Genomic DNA, 16,783 nt, shown 5'->3' on the forward strand with positions numbered 1-16,783 from the left:
CGTCACTATCAAGAAAAAGTTGTATATACAACCTCTAGGTTGTATACTATGAGGTATTATCAAATTCTACAACTTTTTCGGGACAAGGAGATAATCATGCTCAAAAATAGTAATATATCCCAGGCAATGAAGATTCGTCTCGATGATGAACTGCCTGAAAAACAACCCTTTCTGGAGGGTATCCGCCGGGCTCCCGCCCGCGGCTTCAGGTTGAACCGCAATCAGACGGAAACCGCACTGAGAAACGCCCTTCGGTATATTCCGGAGCAACACCATACAACCCTGGTACCCGAATTTCTCGATGAGCTGAAAACCTACGGTAGGATTTACGGTTACCGGTTTCGGCCCAAAGGTCACATCAAAGCTCTTCCCATTGAAGAGTATAAGGGAAAATGCCTTGCCGGAAAAGCCTTCCAGCTTATGATCGACAACAACCTGGATTTTGATGTGGCTCTCTATCCTTATGAACTCGTTACATATGGGGAAACCGGTTCCGTCTGCCATGATTGGATGCAACTCTGCCTTGTAAAAAAATACCTGCAGGAGCTGACCGAGGAACAGACCCTGGTCATGCAGTCGGGACACCCACTGGGACTGTTCAAATCTGCTCCGGACAATCCCAGAGTCATCATCACCAACGGCTTGATGGTTGGTCTCTACGACAACCCTGACGACTGGGAAATTGCCGCCCAGATGGGTGTTTCCTCTTACGGCCAGATGACCGCAGGCGGCTGGATGTATATCGGTTCCCAGGGTATAGTCCATGGTACCTATAACACCCTGCTCGCCGGTGCCCGAAAAATGTGCGGCGTCCCCGCTGACGGGACCTGGCCGGTCTGCTCTTTGTCTCCTCCGGTCTGGGCGGCATGAGCGGTGCCCAACCCAAGGCGGCGAAAATAGCCGGAGCCGTTTCCATCACTGCGGAAGTGGATCTCTCCCGTATTACAACCCGGCATAGGCAGGGGTGGGTTGACATCGTCACCAGTGACATGGGCGAAGTAGTGGAGATAGCAAAAAAAGCTCTTGCTGCCGGAGACAATACAGCCATCGCTTACCACGGAAATATCGTCGACCTGCTTGAATACCTGGCAGAAAAAGAAGTGAAAATTGACCTGCTCTCCGATCAAACCTCCTGCCATGTGGTCTATGACGGCGGCTACTGTCCCCAGGGACTCTCCTTTGCCGAGCGGACGAGGTTGCTGGCAGAAAACAGGGACAGATTCAGGGACCTGGTAAACAAGAGTCTTCGCAGACATTACCAGGTTATCAAAAAACTTTCGGAACAGGGCAGTTATTTTTTTGATTACGGCAATGCCTTTTTAAAAGCCGTTTTTGATGCAGGAGTAATCGAAGTTGCCCGAAACGGGGTTGATGAAAAGGACGGTTTTATTTATCCCTCCTATTTTGAAGACCTCATGGGACCGATCTTTGATTATGGTTACGGACCCTTTCGCTGGGTGTGCCTTTCCGGCAAATCTGAAGACCTGGACAGAACAGACCGGGCAGCCATGTCCTGCATCGACCCTGAAAGACGGGCCGAGGACCGGGATAATTATACCTGGATCAGGGATGCCAAAAAGAACAACCTGGTTGTGGGCAGCCAGGCCCGTATCCTCTATTCGGACGCAAAAGGCCGTACGGCTATAGCCCTGAAATTCAACAAGCTGGTTAGAAAAGGTGAGATAGGTCCTGTCATGCTCGGCCGGGACCACCACGACCCCGGCGGTACTGATTCTCCATTTCGGGAAACGGCTAATATAAAAGATGGCAGTAATGTCTGTGCAGATATGGCTGTTCACTGCTTTGCCGGAAACGCAGCCAGGGGCATGTCCATGGTAGCACTCCATAACGGTGGCGGCACCGGTATCGGCAAAGCGATAAACGGTGGTTTCGGCATGGTCCTGGACGGCAGCCGGCAGGTGGATGACATTCTCAGGTCTGCCATGTCATGGGATGTGATGGGCGGTGTGGCCCGGCGCAACTGGGCCAGAAACCCCAATGCCATGGAAGTGGCCATGGAATATAACAGGAATAACATAAATGGCGACCAGATAACCATTCCCTTCCAGGCGGATCAATCCCTGGTGGACAGGGCAACCGAAGAACTTTTCAACAACAGATAACCAGAGATTACCATGTCACCACCGGCCACACTCTTTCAAAACTGTACGATCTATACTCCTGCCGACAACGGGAAACCAAAGGGGGAGGACAACAGGGGGAGCTCACCTGTTTTCACGACGGCGCTCTGCTTGTCAAAAACGGCCTGATCCACGATATTGGCTCAAAAACAGATGTTCAGAGCAGAATGAAAAACTCCCCCGATCGGGAAATCGACTGTAATGGACGCTGCATGATTCCCGGCTTTGTGGATCCACATACCCATATCTGCTTCGCCCGGAGACGGGAATCAGAATTTGAACTGCGCCTTGCCGGGACACCCTACCTGGAGATTCTCAAACAGGGCGGAGGGATTCTCTCCTCCGTCAAAGCGGTTGCCGAAACAGATGAAGAGAGTCTGTATTCCTACAGTAGAGGTCATGTTCTCTCCGCTATCAGCCACGGCACAACAACCATGGAGATCAAAAGCGGCTATGGGCTAGACACTGAAAATGAGCTGAAAATGCTGCGGGTCATCAGAAAACTCGGCCGGGACCTTCCACTTGAGATAGTGCCGACCTTCCTGGGAGCCCATGCTGTCCCAGGAAAATTCAGGAAAAAGCCGGATGATTATATTGATCTTATTATCGATGAAATGCTGCCCCTCGTTACAGACAACAATCTTGCTGAACAGTGCGATATATTCTGTGAAAAAGGTGTCTTTTCCGTTGAGCAGTCCAGACGGCTGCTGCAGGCGGCCCAAAAATTCGGTATGGGTATAAAGATCCATGCGGACGAAGTACATGATCTTGGAGGAGGCGGTCTTGCAGCGGATCTTGGCGCGCTTTCCGCTGACCATCTGCTCGCAGTAAGTGATGAAAATATAAAGAAAATGAGTGCAGCCGGTACTATTGCCACCCTGCTTCCGGGAACAGCCTACAGCCTGAAAAAACCATACGCCAGGGCGCGCGCCATGATTGAAGCCAATCTGCCTGTTGCTCTGGCAACAGACTGCAACCCAGGCTCCAGTTATACGGAATCAATGCCCTTTATTATCGGCCTGGCTATTATGAATATGGATATGAGTCCGGCTGAAGCCCTCACTGCTGCTACACTGAACAGTGCCTATGCCATTGACAGGGCAGGGATGGCAGGCAGTCTTGATCGCGGGAAACGAGCGGATTTCTTGCTGCTGGACGGGCAATCCCCGGCGATCCTTGCCTACCATGGCGGTGTATCTCCCGTGGAAGAAGTCTATATTTCAGGAGAAAAGGTGATAAGAAAATGAAAAAAATAGTTGAATGCGTCCCCAATTTTTCGGAAGGAAGGGACAGTGAGACCATTGAAGCCATCGCCGAGGCAATCAGACAGACTCCGGGCTGCACACTCCTGGATGTCGATCCCGGCCAGTCCACCAACAGAACAGTCTATACTTTTGTAGGTGACCCGGAAAGTATAATTGAAGGCGCCCTCGCCGCAGCTCGCGTTGCCAGGGAAAAAATAGATATGCGCAACCACAAAGGGGAACATCCCCGGTTCGGTGCCATGGATGTGTGCCCCTTTATACCGGTAAAGGGTGTTTCCATGGAAGAGTGTGCTGAAATTGCGGAAAAATTTGCCATGGCAGCTGCAGAGGAACTCCATGTCCCCTTCTACCTCTATGAGGCAAGCGCAAAAGAAGAATATCGGCGTAAACTCCCGGATATTCGTGAAGGGGAATACGAGGGATTGCCAGAGCGACTGACAGATCCCAGGTGGAAACCAGATTACGGCCCTCTGGAATTCGTACCCGAATGGGGAGCCACCGCCACCGGAGCCCGCATGTTTCTCATCGCCTACAACGTCAATATTCTCGGAACGCCAAACCAGGCGCACCGCATCGCTCTTAACCTGCGCGAAGCCGGCCGTGGAGAAAACGAGCCGGGACGACTCAGGGAAGTCAAGGGAATGGGCTGGTTCGTAAATGAATATAATGTGGCCCAGGTGACAGTCAACCTCAATGATTACCGGGTTACCCCCATCCACCTCCTCTATGAAGAGGTAAAGCACGAAGCAAAACTGCTGAGGGTAGCCGTTACCGGTTCGGAAATTGTAGGCATCGTTCCCCTGGAATCCCTTTTAATGGCCGCCGATTACTTTATAGAGAAGGAACAGCTCTTCATCTATGAAGAAGACCAGAAGATCAGACTGGCTGTGGAGCGACTGGGATTGAATTCCATTTCACCTTTTATCCCGGAAAAGAGAATCATTGAATATATTGTAGCCGAGAAACCCGACGAACCACTGGCAAGCCTCAGCGTCAGAGATTTTATCGAGGAAATAGGTTCGCGCTCCTCCGCACCCGGCGGCGGCTCAGCCTCGGCAGCCATTGCCGCGGTGGGAGTCGGCCTGGGAGCGATGGTTGCCAAATTGACATACGGAGTACGACGTTTTGAAGATGTTCAGCCCCATATGATGAAGGTCATACCCGGCCTGCACGAACTCACCAGGGAACTCATTCCCATGATCGATGCGGATACGTCAGCCTTCAACGAATATGTTGAAGGAATGAGAATGCCCCGGAACAGTGAAGAAGAGAAACAGGCCCGCTTTAAAAAAATGCAGGCCGGCCTGAAAACAGCCATCAATGTCCCTCTCACCACCATGCGCCTGGGCAATAAAGCTTGGGACAGCCTGATCGAGATCGCACGCCATGGAAATCCCGCCTCAAAATCAGACACACAGGTGGGGGCAAAGGCTCTTGAAACCGGCATCTGGGGAGCCTACCAGAATGTCCTGATCAATATGGTGGATATAGAAGATGATGTTTATCGCAGAACAATCCTGAAAGAGGCCGAACAGCTCATGCAGCGGGCACATCAAAAATGTGCGGAAATTATTGCGGAACTGGAAAAAATATAGTCTATTCAGCTAGTACAGAAGTTATTTTACAGGAGGATTAATCAGCTGCAACTCGTTCAGGAACTCCCATGGACAGTGATGATCTAATACTGATTGTTGACGATGACCAACTACACCGTGACCTTGTTGAGCGGTATGCGGGCCTGCAGAACATTCGTTGCATAAGTGCCGAAAATGGAAAAGACGCACTGAAACAGATGGAAACCGAACCCGTCAGTATTGTCATTACCGATATGGCAATGCCTGAGATGGACGGAATGGAGCTTCTGCAGCAGATACGAAAACATTATCCGGATACCAATGTCATTGTAATGACAGGATACAGTAAACTCTATTCGTATATTGATGTCATTCGTGAAGGTGCTTCTGACTTTATCGAAAAACCGTTTAGAAAAGATGAATTTGCAGCCAAGTTGGATCGTGTTTTCCGTGAGAGACACCTGGTTCGTGAACTGAAAAAGGCCAAGGAAAAAGCTGAAGCCGGCAGCAAGGCCAAAACCGCTTTTCTCTGTGCCATGAGTCACGAGCTGCGTACACCAATGAACGGCATACTCGGTTTCACTGATCTGCTTGCCCATTCCAACATCCCGCCACCGGAAAGAAAATATGTCAATATGGTTGGTCAGTCTGCAGACAGACTGATGAAGCTGATCAACCAGATTCTCGATTTTTCCACCATCGAAGCCGGGGAAAATGATTTCAAACCCTCCCATTTCTACCTGGTTGATCTCTTCGAGGAACTTTTTGTCACGATAAAACCTGGCGCTACCGACAAAGGATTGAGACTGGATCTTGAAATCCCTCCTGATCTCATGGACACTATGCTCTTCGGTGACCAGCTGGTTTTGGCCCGAATCCTGTCCAACCTGATTGATAACTCCATAAAAGCAACCGACCTCGGAATAATTTCAATAAAAGTCCGGAAAGAAAAAAAACTGCCGGATGATACCATCGACCTGCTCTTTTCTGTGACTGACCAGGGCAACGGTATTCCCCCGAACTGCAAAATGATATTTTCGAACCGTTCACCCAGGCTGAAGACTATATGAACAGAAAACATGAGGGTGCCGGCCTGGGCCTGGCCATCTGCGCAAAACTGGTCAGTATGATGAACGGCAGAATCTGGCTGGAAAGTACTCCGGAAATCGGCACAACATTTTTTTTCACTGTCCGGATGCAGGCTGCATAATAAAACCAATACCATCAAACACTCACGAACTCAAAAGCACGACCTTATCCCATGCTGAAAACAAATTCCGAAAAAACAGTGGAAATGCTGATGCAGTGTAAGCCGGGCCCACCAAGAACCCGTGGAACTTTCCAGGTGGACCATGGTGGCGTTCCCTTCATCCTGCCATCCATCGGTGGCATTACACTTAATGTCCTGGTAGGAGATTCCGCTTTCGGCCTAGCGGGAGACCATATCGAACCTGGAGCGAGCTGTACGGCCAACGCGGAAAAACGAAATGATTTTCCAAATGATTCATTACAGATATACAGTTGCATCGGTAACAGGGCAACTATCCTCTCCGGTAAAGCTGAAGGTGCAGAAGGAGTAGTTACCGGGAAACACGGAGGATCCGAACATATCATGATCGATTTTCCCGTGGAAGCCATGGAAAAAATGAGCTATGACGATACGATCATGGTTCGAACAAGGGGACAGGGACTGCAATTGACTGATTATCCGAAAATAAGACTGTACAATCTCGATCCGGAGCTGCCGGGAAAAATGAACATTGTGGAAAAGGATTCAAAGCTTTATATTCCCGTCACTACCCTGGTTCCAGCCACCTGCATGGGTTCCGGTGTGGGCTCCCCCCATGTTGCATCGGGAGACTACGATATCATGACAAGTGATCGGCAGACTGTAGCCGCATACAAACTTGACAGGATCCGCTTCGGAGATTTTGTCGCTCTCCTTGACCATGATAACAGTTTTGGCAGAGCGTACAGAAAAAACAGTGTTTCAATCGGCATTGTAGTGCACAGTGACTGCCTGCGGGCCGGGCATGGTCCGGGGGTTACAACCCTGTTTACCGGCAGCAGCAGTCAAATCGTACCGGTAATTGATCCCGAGGCAAATATTGCCGATATACTGAAAATCGGCAGAATGCGAAACGTCGGGAAAAAGGACTGATTTAACAATTTCCGCCTCTGTTTTTTCCATCGTCTATCCGTACAAGCTGATCTTGCAGATCATCAATCTCCTGCTGCCAATATTCCCGGGAACCGAACCCGTCAATGGCCCGGGTAGCTCCCTCCTCTTCCACCTGGTGAGCACACCAGGCCATATAGTGGACAAAACGCATGGCACGCAGGGGCTCAATCAACTGCAGTGTCCGCCTGTCAAAGGGACGGAATGTCTCATACCCCTCAAGGAAGAAATCAATCTCAACAAAGGATTCATCAACCTCTCCGGGAAGCAGCATCCAGATATCCTGCACAGGTGGCCCCATAACCATATCATCAAAATCAATAATATAAAATGATTCACCCGGACGATAAATCATATTGGAAAAATGACAGTCCCCATGGATACGAATATTCTCTATCTCGCTGAAAAGCGGGGATATTTTATTGATAATCCGTTCAACGGACTCCCGGAGCCGGGGTTTAAGATCAGCAGGGACACAATCCGCCAGCAAAAGATATTCAAGATGCGTCCTGGTGGAATGCTCCGGCCCCATCTGAATCCGGTGAATCGCCTGTCCCGTTGCCCCGACACTGTGTACCCTTCCAAGAAGTCTTCCCAGCTGCAACCACTGTTCATCATCGTATTCATCAAAACTTCGGCCACCGCATTTTGGAAACACGGCATAGTAAAATGACTGAAAATCTGAAAGCGTGGTTCCATCCTGGAAAACAAGAGGAGAAATCACTGGAATCTCCTGTGCCGCCAGATCAAAAAGAAACTTATGTTCATCCAGGATAGCGGCTTTTGTCCAGCGGCCGGGCCGGTAAAATTTAACAATCAGCCCGCTCCCATCCTCCTGCTCCAGTTCAAAGACCCTGTTGATATAGCTGTTCAACGGACGAAAAAGATTTGTGCACCGAATTCCCAGACTTTTCTCCACAAGGGTGAGAACCCGATCCGGGCCAAGATCTTCAAAGACCATTTTTTTCATTTCTTTCTTCCGTATGTTTTGTATTGTAGTTTTTATAACCCGTAAGTATCTGACGAGGTAGGTGATTTTCCCGAAATCAAGATACTGTTGCACTCAGTTGTAGTCCAGTTCAGAAAAAAACGCATGGTATTTGAGAAATGAATTTGAAAAGCTGTAACCTCAATCCTGCAATTGGCAGGTTTATCGGAGATGCGAGGCATCAAGAGCACCGAAGTGCAGGATTGAGGTGAAAAATGATTTTCTCTGCAACAGAGAGTTCTGGGTTTTGCAAACGGTGTGGTACAGTTCACCGACTGGAGAGTTCACGTGCTGTTACCGCATGTTACAGCCTCATGGAGAAACTGGAAAAGCACCAAACCATAGAACTGTTTCAAGCCATCCCCAGACACAGGCATCTCCTGATAACCGACGATCTTTTTGGTAAATCGCGAGGGAAGATGTTCGGCGTTCTGGAGGGAGTCCGACGAAACGGAAAAACAGTCCGGCTTTATGCCTTTTCCGGACAATTTAACGGATTATGGCATGTCCCCGGATGGGCACCGCCTCTTTTTGAAATAAGTGAATTTCAAAAAATCAACTATCCCGAGGAAAAAAGAATCAAGACATTGGGGAAGGAACTCGCCAAAGAGACTCGTCATTGTGCCAGGTGGCATACCATTAAACGGGAACGCAGAAAACGATCGCGCCTGTTGATGGAAAAAATTCATACCCTTTACCGTTTGACCAATTTTCACGGCGAAACAGTCTCCCTGCATGAGGCCTTTGTCGGGCCGGGCGGGATTCCCACCGGAACCGGTGACTGCTGTGCTCCGAAACTGCTCAACCAGGCAGCTGCACTCCACATAAAACCACTGGGTATTGCAGAATTTTTCTGGGGAAAGGAAAATAAATCCAACAGCAGGCACCATGGCCATTTTTATTCATCCTGCAGCTCAAAATGCGAGCCGATCCTCGGCTTTCTGCTCTGCGGGCTCAACACACTGACTGAGCCGATAAAAAAATGAAAATGAAAAATATATTTGCTGACCGTATGAACAATATTCCCCGCTCATTTATCAGGGAAATCCTCAAAGTAACTCTCAAACCCGGCATCATCTCCTTTGCGGGAGGACTGCCCAACAGTGACCTCTTCCCCCTTGAACAACTGCAAACGGCTACAGAAAAGCTCTTTACCTGCGGTGGCAGCACTGTCTTTCAATATGCCACTACGGAAGGATACGTAAAACTGAGAGAATATATTTCCGCGAGGTACCGCAGCAGGAACAATCTGTATGTTCCCGTTGAAAATATCCTGATCACCAGTGGCTCCCAGCAGGGCCTTGATCTCCTGGGAAAAATCATGATCAGCAGCGGGGATGGACTCGTTATTGAAGAACCTGGATACCTCGGAGCAATACAGGCTTTTTCCATATACAGCCCCCGTTTTCTTTCTGTACCGGTTTCTGATGAGGGCATGGACAGAGAAGCACTTCAACATTCACTGGATTCTCATGAAACCAGACTGATCTACACGGTTCCCAATTTCCAGAACCCTTCCGGTATCACCTACTCGACTGAAAACAGAATACAACTTGCTGCAACAATAGAAAAAACCACTACTTTCCTCATTGAGGATGACCCGTACGGAGAACTGCGATTCAGCGGAGAACCCAAACCATCTTTTCTATCCCTGATTCCTGAAAACACAATCCTGCTCGGCTCCTTTTCCAAAACCATTGTACCAGGATTCCGTCTGGGCTGGATTGTTGCCCCACCCCCTGTCATGGAAAAACTGATCACCGCAAAGCAAGCAACAGACCTGCATACCAGCCATTTTACCCAGGCAATTATCCACCAGTTCCTGATCGATAACGATGTGGATACACATATTGAGAAAATCGTGCAAACATATGGTAGCCAGAAAATTGCCATGGAAGAGAGTATCAGGGAATTTTTCCCTCCGAAAGTCACGGTAACTGACCCTGAAGGCGGCATGTTCCTCTGGGTGACACTCCCAGGGGATATGAAGGCGATGGAACTCTTTCACACAGCAATTAAAAACGGTGTTGCCTTTGTTCCAGGTGATCCGTTTTATATAGACAGAAAAGATTCCAACTGCCTGCGGTTAAGCTTTGTTTCCACCAACGAAGAAATGATCCGAACAGGAATTAAACGATTAGGCGCAACAATCACCCAATGCATGTGATAGAAAAAAACATACTTTACAACGATGATGATATTGTTGTGGTCAACAAACCCGGCGGCCTCCTCTCCGTCCCCGGCAGGGGAGTCGACAGACAGGACTGCGTTGTAACACGGCTTCAAGAGATTTTTCCGGACATGATTGGTCAACCGGCAGTTCACAGGCTGGATTTGCATACATCCGGCCTTATGGTTTTAGCCATGACAAAAGCCGCCCACACCAATCTGTCAAAACAATTTGAGAACCGCCTGGTCACAAAACGATACCAGGCAATACTGGATGGAATTCTTCCCGGAAAAGAAGGCAAAATATCCCTTTCCTTCCGTCTCGATCCGAATAACAGACCGAAACAGGTCTATGATCCTCTGAATGGAAAAACCGGTATAACATTGTGGAAAAACCTGGGTGCCGAACCAATCAAGAGAACCAGGGTGGAATTCACTCCCCTGACGGGTCGAACCCACCAGCTCCGCCTCCATGCCGCCCATCCAAGGGGACTTGGCATTCCTATTGTTGGTGATTATCTCTACGGTTCAGGAAACGATGGTGATCGAATGTTTCTCCATGCTGTTTTTTTAGAATTCAGCCATCCCTCCCTTCAGAGAAACATGCAATTTACATGCCTTCCACCTTTTTAATTCAGGGCGCTTTGAAGTGGCCCCCCATTTTTAAACCACTACCAAGTCTATTTAAGTTAATACTGTACAGCCCAGTTTTGCCTATGACTGTCGAAAACAGGTTCTCGTAATAATGCCATGCTCTGCGGGAATGCTCGCAAAAAGTACTTCCAGATGAGCAAAATCAAGTGGGTTGCCATTGCTATGCCGGAGAGATTTTTCACCGACAGGGGACTCTGTTTTCCGGGATACTGATTTCCTGATCAGCCGAACCGCCCTGGTACGTGATCCGTATGCGGGGGGGGGTGTGGGAGGGCTCTTCAGCAATGGGGAGTTCTATCCCGATTAGGCTTTTTCATCCTCCTTTGGGATAAAGAACGTATTGGGAGCACAATTATCTGTCAATTTGTTATCTAAAGGATCAAACGCAAAATAACCTGCGGAATGAAATAAATGTAGAATTTGGCGTGACACGTCGCTTCCAACTTCAACATAGAATTTTGGGCGAATATTATTTATTATGTTTGTTGCTCCCTGTAGCACCATATGTTCAGCCCCTTCAACATCTATTTTTATAAAGTCAGGTGGCGGAAATGTATTTAATAAAGTATCCAGCGTGAGGGTAGGAACATACTGTTTTTCTCTAACACCTCCCATCTGTGACCGCCCACCCGCCTCTTCTAGTGCATTACTTGCACGCCCTCTTGCCGCCACCATAAAGGAAGCAACCGAATTATCATTTGAAATTGCAACGGGTAAGACACTGATAGTGTTATTGGAGTATTCCTTAAACATAGCGGTTTTTCTTAGAATATTGGCTAACCATATATCCGCTTCAATAGATACCACCGTGCCCTTATTAGCAACGGATGAAGCAGCAAAAGTGAATACACCAACATTTGCACCGACATCCCATACGTTACTATTTTCAATTAAATATTTTTCAGCAATATTGATGAGGTCTTGATCGAAGACACCAGACCCGAATTTCAAGTACTTTAACTGAGCATCGGGTGATACAAGAAGGGGGACAGACTTTCCATCTACGGTTATCCTCCGCTTAATTACTTTTCCTCTGCTAAGTCGTTCAACGATTGTTCTTAGAATATTCATACTACCTTTTGAATCCGCTTTTGAAGCCTAACGAGTCTGTAGGATAAGTATCCCGGTATTGCAAGCATCTGCTGTTTTTTGATTTTATCAAATTAATGCTAGTAAATATAATTCTGTTATTTCACCTACATATAAGCATATACCGTTTAAGCCTCCAAAACGACCTTATTTTGTATTTTACAGTGATATCAGCAACATATATCACTTATTGTTAAAGTTAAGGTGTCTATAGGATATATTATAACACTCCCCCCACAATTATCATTGTAAAATCAAGCAGTACAAGAGGCAAATTTACTTTTTCTGCAACTTGAACGAGCCTGTAGAAAAACCATCTAAAATACTGCAATTTTCACAGGCTATAAATTAAAAAAAAATATCATTTTTTTACCGGAATAGAACAAAAAACCGGAATGGTTATTTCCGAAATATCATCAAAAATCGATATTATTGCTTGATTTCTCTTCCGTTTATATTCCCGGACACTGTTTCCTGACAATTTACACGAAACCTGTTCCATATGCATGCACCTTTTTCAGGTTATGGATTATACAAAACAGGTTCCATTGGATGTTTACCTTCTTTTTGGATCTCAGGGTAAATCTGTCCAGGCCAATTATTGAGCGGATATGGGCAAATGGTGGTTCACCGATTGCCTAAGCGCATGGAATAGATGGCTCTGCCAGCGGCAGAATCGATCTTTCTTTTCATCTTCTCGGCATGATTGTTTCTCTTTTTCTTGTCCATACATTATGTAAAATAGGCGACCTGTCGTGTTTTGGTTCTATCGAGGGATAGCGGCGGCGTTTCGATTTCAGTTTACAGGGGGTACAGGATGACCGCGGGGTGTCTGAAACCGGACTGAATGGTGTCCTTTGGTGAAAATATTGGCACCACTTCTCTAAACCCGGACGGTTATGATTACAGTCAGCCCGAGAATGGTAAGATGTCTTATTTTGGTTCGGGATGGCGACCAAATCGCAGTAAGTTAAGCAGCAGGGAGACTGGAGTAACAGAAGACAAAAGCAGCAGCGTACGTAACGTTTGTCAAAACAATCTGCTAAAAAAGATCACTGATCTGGATTATTTCGTTCTTTCGATCTGGCGAGGTAGTTTTTTATGACAAACGTAGACCATATAGATGTTAGCTATACTTACTGATTATGAGCCGAAGCACGATTAATGATGGAACGTTTTTCGAGTTATTTGATGTTTGGTGCCGTAGTAGATATACAACCCCTCGGCTGCGCCTCTGGTTCGTAGGTTTTTTAAGGCATGGGGGAAGCTCGGGCTTAGAAAAAAAGGTGGGGAGCCCGAAGACTCCCCGGACGGTTTTTTCTAATCCGTCGCTCCCATCTGGCTATCCCTTGGCGGGTTGCTCCTCAGCAGAGCCCGCCTCCGTTTCGCCAGACCTTTGTACCTGCCAAAAGCAGGAGTGACTTTTGTTAATTTAACGTGATCTTTTTTTTTGTGGTGTGGGGGAATACATTTCCAGAAAGAGTTGTTCATCAAGCTGAGTAAGCTCACGTTGCGCTGCGGTGGTAAGCAGTTCTGCTGCCATGACATTGAGCAGTCTCAAATTGCCGGCACTATGTTCCACAAGTGCCGACATAAGTGGTTTTGTCATTAACTGAGGTGCTCCGGCTTGTTTCAGACAATACTCCAGATAATTTCTCAGTTCTTTTTTGTCATATGGTGAAAGTATTCTTCTAAACCTGATACGACTACCCAGAGCAAGAAGATTATTGCTCCGAAAACGTTCAGGAAGAGTGAGATCCCCGCAAAGAATAACAGTTAGTAAACATTCTGAATCAAACTGAGCACTCCCCATCAACCGCAATTCATTGAGGTTACAGGTCACCATTTCCTGAGCCTCGTCAATCAGGAGTATTGGTCTGAACAAAGTTGATGTAATATGCTGTCGCCACCTTTCCCGGAGAGCTTTAAATCCACCGTATCTGTTGGATGGGGTAAGATTGACACCAAAGAGATCCCCCATCTCACGGTAAAAGTCTGCAATACTTGATTGAGGTCTTTCCATAACACCAACCACGACGTTTTCCAACCGTTCAAGTTTATGGGAAAGATATTGAAGATTTTTTGATTTACCAAGCCCGGGTTCTCCGGCCATGAGTGCGAATCCGCCATCCATGACCAGATTTTCAATTTGAAAGAGGAAGGTATCTATTCCCGGTGCCGGCCATAAAGAGTGTACTGGGATGTTGGGAAGAAACGGATTCCATTTCAGACCGAACAGTGCAAGAAGACGCTTATTATTCATGGTCTGCCTCCATTGGAATAAAGGCAGGAGGGAGTCCGGTGGCTGCATAATCAGCCAGTAATTTACGCAATAGCGGTGGATAGGGGTCTGTGTCGATATCAGCTTCAGGCAAGGCCACAAGAGGAGCCAGTGTTCTTCGCAATCCGTCACTGTTTTTGATCTTGTCCTGAGGGTAAATTTTCGCAAGCAAAGTTGAATCTCTCTCGTCTACCAGCCAGGCGTGGCAAAGATTCCAGCTTTGATATCGTACATATAGTCGGTCAAAGTGGCGGAACCTGGATGGAACTTCAAATCGAACACCTTTGATCTGTAAAGTAGAGTCACTTTTTCGCTGGGCACGATTTTCCTGAACAGTAAAAGAAAAAACCATCTTTTCACGCTCAGGAGCAGGGCGTGCACCATCTGGTCCCGCCAGCATTTTCTCCACAGGGGAACAGTTGATCTCCTGGTGGCGTTTTCGGTTATACTCCATCTCCGACCAGGCCTGTGTGGCATAATTCAACGTCTCAAGCGTCAAGGGTTCTACCCGTGACAGCATGGACATCAGCCGTCCTTCCAACTGTCCCCAGAAGGATTCCTGTTTGCCATTTTGATAAGGACTATACGGCAATGTCCGGTCGTGTTTTATGCTCAAGCCCAGTAGGCCATTTGTTGTTTCGCGGGCGATCATTGCCGCACCATTATCCGTCATTAAACTGCGGGGTAATCCCCGTTTCATAAAGGCCTGCAACATACCATGATGCAACACTTCCGCTGTTTCCTGATAATACCACTGGATATGGCAACATAATCGGGAACAGTCATCAAGTATGCAGAGTGCTATCGGAGTATGCCATTCTCCGTTACTATCAGCTACCCGTAGTTTGCCCTTATGGAAATCCAGATGCCAAAGTCCGTGGACATGGGACGCCTCGTAACTTCTTACTTCCATCTGTTCAAGATGTTCTTCTGCCTTGTATTGTCCTTTGGTTTTGTTACGGGGTGACCGCTTCTTGTACCACCCTCTTTCTTTCATGCGTCGGCGAACACTGGCATAAGATGGAGGTTTACTCAGCTCTGGCTTTTCTTCAATTAATGCCAGAAGATTGTCTGTATGGAGCCGATAACTCCAATGGGGAAAGCTGCAATACTGTTTCCCGAGTTCGATCAGCATCTGCGCAGAAAGAGCTGTTTTCTTCCCGAGATCTGAACGGGGTTTTCGTTCCATATCTCCCACAGGATCGTTACCGTTCAACGCTTTGTAGTACCAACGCTCAATGGTGGAAGCACCAAAGGTAACAAACCCATCTTTGCATGGGTGCTGATACCGTCGGCTCGCAAGTATTTTAAGTTTTCTGCCAAGTTCTCCCGGCTCGGGAGGACTGGCAAGCAGTCCTCCTATGATGGAAAAACGGAGTTGTGCCCAGGAATGCAGGCGGGACTCGCTATTCTTGTTCATGATATGGCTCCTGTCTGGTTTTTGAGCATAGTCTGCTCGTTTTTGGACAAAAACCAATTTACAGGGAGAGGACAAAAGAAGAAGTCCCCAACTTTTGCGGGGAGTTACTGCTCCATCACTGTTCCTGTCGCCAGCAGTACGAGACAATTGAGAATTGCGTTTGAGGAGGATTTTTTGGTTTCGAGATAATGACCCACCAAAGATCCAGGCAAAGTGTGATTTGTAACAGCAGGATGAATAGAACCACGTATTGTTTGCCAGAGTTGACTTTTAGGGAAAATCTCACGAAAATACGTCAACCACTTGCTGATTGTTTTCCTGTCTGCTCCAAGCATTTTTGACACCATGTTTTTACTGTATTCCTGTGGTTTGCTTTGGTTTAGTGTGGTTACAATCAATATAACTACTCTGAAATACACCCGCCGATCCATGAATAGAGTCGATTTCGGTAAGGTTCTACGACGACAATTCTCTTTACTGCAACAGAGACTGAACCGTACAGAGTACTCTTCAGGAAGATCAGGCCCACCGCGTGGCTGACGTTGGTAATTGGAATAATGCTGAGGGCTACCACAATAGGGACAACCGGCTTTATGCTGCTGATCAGCCAAATCTATGTCTATATGGTGAAGAAGCTTAAAAAGGTTGGTGCTTTGAAGTAATTCTGGTATCATTTTCCTGCCTTAGTGTTTTAGGCAGGAACCCTCTCGGGGTATTTGCGCGATACGTGAGGGGGTTCCTTACCTTTCCATCACTTATCTTGCACATTTTAACTCTATTTTCCATCATTTATTTTGGCCACTCTCAATTGTGAATGATCTCTATATTTGATGGGTTGATTTTCACGATCACTGATGGCATTTCCTTCAATATAACGAATAGTTTTTCCGCTTTGACGGTTGGAACCATCCCGTTGCGCACTTTTATCAGTAAAGGGTGATGTGTTTTTTCTGCTGTAGCTCAAGACACTTTTTAATTTTAATTGGTTTTTCTGGAAAAAACAGGCAATATGCTGCATCATTG

At 47.2% G+C, this 16,783-nt stretch carries 16 protein-coding genes and 1 pseudogene; 10 read left to right on the top strand and 7 right to left on the bottom strand.

Going from position 1 to position 16,783, the window contains the following annotated elements:
- Positions 1 to 96 precede the first annotated feature (96 nt).
- From LO777_RS21035 to LO777_RS10025, 7 genes and pseudogenes are all read left to right on the top strand, one after another.
- A pseudogene (locus LO777_RS21035) lies at positions 97 to 2,123 on the top strand (urocanate hydratase).
- Between the two features lie 12 nt (positions 2,124 to 2,135).
- Positions 2,136 to 2,270 carry a hypothetical protein gene (locus tag LO777_RS20060; RefSeq protein WP_268907418.1) on the top strand — a complete coding sequence of 45 codons (135 nt, stop codon included), beginning with the start codon at positions 2,136 to 2,138 and terminating at the stop codon, positions 2,268 to 2,270.
- An 8-nt stretch (positions 2,271 to 2,278) separates the two neighbouring features.
- Positions 2,279 to 3,388, top strand: coding sequence for an imidazolonepropionase (gene hutI / locus LO777_RS10010; RefSeq protein WP_228857363.1), 1,110 nt, complete (start codon positions 2,279 to 2,281; stop codon positions 3,386 to 3,388).
- Complete coding sequence (gene ftcD / locus LO777_RS10015; protein WP_228853780.1) at positions 3,385 to 5,001, top strand: glutamate formimidoyltransferase; 1,617 nt, start codon at positions 3,385 to 3,387, stop codon at positions 4,999 to 5,001. The genes hutI and ftcD overlap by 4 nt, the downstream gene beginning before the upstream one ends.
- A gap of 68 nt (positions 5,002 to 5,069) precedes the next feature.
- Entirely contained in the window at positions 5,070 to 6,050 is a 981-nt protein-coding gene (locus LO777_RS10020; protein WP_268907419.1) for an ATP-binding response regulator, read from the top strand.
- Positions 6,014 to 6,190 carry an ATP-binding protein gene (locus LO777_RS20065; protein ID WP_329955737.1) on the top strand — a complete coding sequence of 59 codons (177 nt, stop codon included), beginning with the start codon at positions 6,014 to 6,016 and terminating at the stop codon, positions 6,188 to 6,190. Before LO777_RS10020 ends, LO777_RS20065 begins: the two co-directional genes overlap by 37 nt.
- A 51-nt stretch (positions 6,191 to 6,241) precedes the next feature.
- The gene (locus LO777_RS10025) at positions 6,242 to 7,141 is read left to right on the top strand and encodes a DUF4438 domain-containing protein (RefSeq protein WP_228853781.1); all 900 of its coding nucleotides are present in this window, start codon (positions 6,242 to 6,244) and stop codon (positions 7,139 to 7,141) included.
- A gap of 1 nt (position 7,142) precedes the next feature.
- On the opposite strand, the gene LO777_RS10030 is transcribed toward LO777_RS10025, so the two are convergent.
- A complete protein-coding gene (locus LO777_RS10030) occupies positions 7,143 to 8,129 on the bottom strand; it encodes a serine/threonine protein kinase (RefSeq protein WP_228853782.1) in 987 nt (328 codons plus the stop codon).
- 233 nt (positions 8,130 to 8,362) lie between these two features.
- On the opposite strand from LO777_RS10030, the gene LO777_RS10035 reads away from it, so the two are divergent.
- Genes LO777_RS10035 through LO777_RS10045 form a run of 3 tightly spaced genes read left to right on the top strand, consistent with a single transcriptional unit; the run spans position 8,363 to position 10,949 of the window.
- On the top strand, positions 8,363 to 9,133 hold the full coding sequence (locus LO777_RS10035) for a hypothetical protein (protein WP_228853783.1): 771 nt from the start codon (positions 8,363 to 8,365) through the stop codon (positions 9,131 to 9,133).
- A 2-nt stretch (positions 9,134 to 9,135) separates the two neighbouring features.
- A complete protein-coding gene (locus LO777_RS10040; RefSeq protein WP_228853784.1) occupies positions 9,136 to 10,314 on the top strand; it encodes an aminotransferase-like domain-containing protein in 1,179 nt (392 codons plus the stop codon).
- Entirely contained in the window at positions 10,305 to 10,949 is a 645-nt protein-coding gene (locus LO777_RS10045; RefSeq protein ID WP_228853785.1) for an RluA family pseudouridine synthase, read from the top strand. The genes LO777_RS10040 and LO777_RS10045 overlap by 10 nt, the downstream gene beginning before the upstream one ends.
- 324 nt (positions 10,950 to 11,273) lie before the next feature.
- On the opposite strand, the gene LO777_RS10050 is transcribed toward LO777_RS10045, so the two are convergent.
- The 6 genes from LO777_RS10050 to LO777_RS10070 form a co-directional block, all read right to left on the bottom strand.
- Positions 11,274 to 12,041, bottom strand: a complete 768-nt coding sequence (locus LO777_RS10050; RefSeq protein WP_228853786.1) for an FkbM family methyltransferase — start codon at positions 12,039 to 12,041, stop codon at positions 11,274 to 11,276.
- Between the two features lie 500 nt (positions 12,042 to 12,541).
- The gene (locus LO777_RS21040) at positions 12,542 to 12,694 is read right to left on the bottom strand and encodes a transposase (protein WP_407929135.1); all 153 of its coding nucleotides are present in this window, start codon (positions 12,692 to 12,694) and stop codon (positions 12,542 to 12,544) included.
- 797 nt (positions 12,695 to 13,491) lie between these two features.
- Positions 13,492 to 14,322: an ExeA family protein gene (locus LO777_RS10055; protein WP_228853787.1), complete on the bottom strand. Its 831-nt coding sequence runs from the start codon at positions 14,320 to 14,322 to the stop codon at positions 13,492 to 13,494.
- On the bottom strand, positions 14,315 to 15,760 hold the full coding sequence (locus LO777_RS10060) for a DDE-type integrase/transposase/recombinase (RefSeq protein ID WP_228853788.1): 1,446 nt from the start codon (positions 15,758 to 15,760) through the stop codon (positions 14,315 to 14,317). Before LO777_RS10060 ends, LO777_RS10055 begins: the two co-directional genes overlap by 8 nt.
- Before the next feature lie 104 nt (positions 15,761 to 15,864).
- Positions 15,865 to 16,434 (bottom strand): hypothetical protein, encoded by a 570-nt coding sequence (locus LO777_RS10065; protein ID WP_228853789.1) that lies wholly within the window; start codon positions 16,432 to 16,434, stop codon positions 15,865 to 15,867.
- 101 nt (positions 16,435 to 16,535) lie between these two features.
- Entirely contained in the window at positions 16,536 to 16,781 is a 246-nt protein-coding gene (locus LO777_RS10070; RefSeq protein WP_228853790.1) for a hypothetical protein, read from the bottom strand.
- Positions 16,782 to 16,783: the final 2 nt, after the last annotated feature.

The sequence above is a fragment of the Desulfomarina profundi genome (assembly GCF_019703855.1).
GTDB classification, from domain to species: domain Bacteria; phylum Desulfobacterota; class Desulfobulbia; order Desulfobulbales; family Desulfocapsaceae; genus Desulfomarina; species Desulfomarina profundi.